2 protein-coding genes are annotated in these 2,433 nt (G+C 72.3%); both read right to left on the bottom strand.

The window, feature by feature from the left end; genetic code table 11:
• Positions 1-700: AMP-binding protein (locus tag ABT300_RS43165; RefSeq protein ID WP_351688399.1), on the bottom strand; the 700-nt coding region annotated here is incomplete at its 3' end.
• A 96-nt stretch (positions 701-796) separates the two neighbouring features.
• The coding region (locus ABT300_RS43160) for a nitroreductase family protein (protein ID WP_351688396.1) at positions 797-2,433 on the bottom strand (1,637 nt) is incomplete at its 5' end.

Genomic DNA, 2,433 nt, shown 5'->3' with positions numbered 1-2,433 from the left:
CCTCGCCCTGGACGGGCGCGGCCAGGACGCCCGCGTCGACGGAGGCGTACCCCAGCGAGCGGACGTCCGCGTTGGGGAAGGCTCTGGCGATCAGCGGGCGCTGGTCCTCGTAGAACGCCTCGCCTCCGAACAGGAAGAGATGGACGGACGGCAGCTGTTCGCCGCGGGCGACGAGGTGCGCCGCGACCTGGCCGAGGGTGGTCGGCGTGGACAGGGCGACGGTCGCCTCGTGCTCCGCCATCATCTCCGCCATGGTGGCGGGCGACGGGGACCCCGCGATCGGCAGATGGACGACGGGGACCGAAGTCTCCTGCAGACACAGCACGTTGAACAGGAAACTGGCGTACAGCTCCCCGGCGTAGAAGAAGTTGGCGACACGGTCGCCGGTGCGCAGACCGGCCTGACCGTAACCGTCTCCCTGCAGTCGCGCCATGGCGTGCAGCTCGGCCCGGGTGTAGACGGTCAGCTTGGGATCGCTGGTGGTGCCGCCGGTCTTGAAGACGACGCCGTCGACCTGACTTGACGTCAAGACCTTGTTGTCCCGGGGCGTGTTGGCTTCCCAGAAACCGGTGTGGTCGATGATGGGGAGATCCTCGAGACGGAGAGGCCCGTCCGTCTTCAGACCCGCGTAGAGGTCCTGGTAGTAGGGGGAGTTGCGGCGGGCGAACTCGACGAGTTCGGTGAGGAGTTGGTCGCTCATGTCGATACCTCGCGGGGTGTGTGACGCACTGCGGGTTCGGATACGGATGTCAGGCACAGGTGCGGGTGGAGCAGTCGGCCCGCGGCCGAAGGTCTTCTAGTCCGGCCGTCGCACGGACGACTGGACCGGGCAGCGCACCGCGTCGGCGGCGGGTGGCACGGTGGCTCTGCCCACGCGCAGGACCGCGAGGACCCGGTCGTCACCGGGGAGGCCGACCTCCGAGGGGGCCGGCAGCGAGCCGAACTCCGTGCGCAGAGGCTGCGCGGCGTATCCGTTCTCGACCAGGGCGAGCCACACGTGCATCAGCGCCTCCCCGGCCTTGATCCGGTCCGCGACGGTCGTGCGGGGCCCGCGCAGCACGAGCACGGCTCCGCACTCGCGCACCCGTCGCGCCCGTTCCCGCGCGACGGCGCCCGTCAGGGTGCGGCCCGCCGCCCGCCCGGCGGCCGGCGCCCCCGTCGCGGCCCGGGCGAGGAGCCCGGTGACGCCGGAGGCGGCGAGCAGGTCGTGCGGGGCGCCGAAGGAGTCGCGACCCGACGGGACGCCGGCGCGCCTGCGCAGCCACGCCCGGATCTCTTCGGCCCGGTCGGGGTCGATCGCCGCGGCGGCGTCGCGTTCGGCCCTGGCCATCCGGTCGAGTGCGGCGGCGCCGGTGACCGTGTCGAGGGTGATCCTCCGGTCGACGCACACCTTCTCGACCAGCTTGGCCGTGGTGGTGTCGATCGGGGTGCGCAGCATGTCGCCGCGGTGGGTGGCGCGTACGCCCAGCACGCCCTGGCGGGTCAGGACGTCACTGCGCAGACGGTCGAGGTGGAACCGTCCGACGGGCGCGTCCGGCTCGAAGCCCGAGGACCCGTCGGCTGTCCGGGTGAGTTCGGTGGCGGCGGACTCAGCGGCTTCCCATTCCCCGTGCGCCAGATGGGACATGGCGGCCAGGGCGCAGCCGAGGGCTTCGGCCCAGCCCTGCCGGTCCGGTTCGGCGGCGGGCCAACGCCCGATCCGCGGCGCCAGGCCGATGGTTCGGTCGTCCAGGATGTCGAAGTGCCACGGCTGCGCGTTGTACGGCGAGGGGGCGAGCCGGGCGCCCTCCAGCAGGGGTGCGAGCCGCTGGGGCAGCGGGCGCTGCTGCGGTCCGCTCGCAACGGGCTGCGACGGCCTGCCGTTCCGGGTCACTCGGCGTATGGTCCGCAGGGTCCGGGCGAGTTCCAGCGGCATGCGTGCCCGGTACGCCGCCGCGGCCGTCCAGGGCATGGCCGCGGCGTGCAGGTCCACGGTGACGACGGGACGCACGCGGCGGTTCATGAGCAGGTCGACGATGACCCTGCTGCCGATCGCGCCCATGGCCATGACGCAGTAGGAGATCTGCGGCCAGGTCCCGCCGTTCTCCAGCCGGTCGGACAGCACGGGGAGGTAGTCGGTGGGGAAGTGGGTTCTGCCGAACCACCGCACGGAGTCCCACAACCGGCTCTCCCGATGCGCTTCGGCGGTGGCCTTCCCGTGGAACGGCACGGGATTGCGCCGGTAGTCGAAGACGAACACCGCGGGCTTGCCGCCCCAGTCCACTCCGGCGACGACGGGGATGCCCCGCCGGGAGGCGCCGGCGTGCAGCTGGTACTTGACCCAGGCGGACATCGCGGGGTCGATGGCGTCGAAGGCGACGTGCGCGCCGTCGAGCGCTTCGTCGAGGCTCTCCAGCGTCAGCCCCTCCGTGTAGGTGCGGACCTCGGAACAGG

This window comes from Streptomyces sp. NPDC001027 (genome assembly GCF_040299045.1).
Taxonomy (GTDB): Bacteria; Actinomycetota; Actinomycetes; order Streptomycetales; family Streptomycetaceae; genus Streptomyces.
Note: the sequence above shows the minus strand (reverse complement) of the source record. Positions and strands in the feature narration are given on the sequence as shown.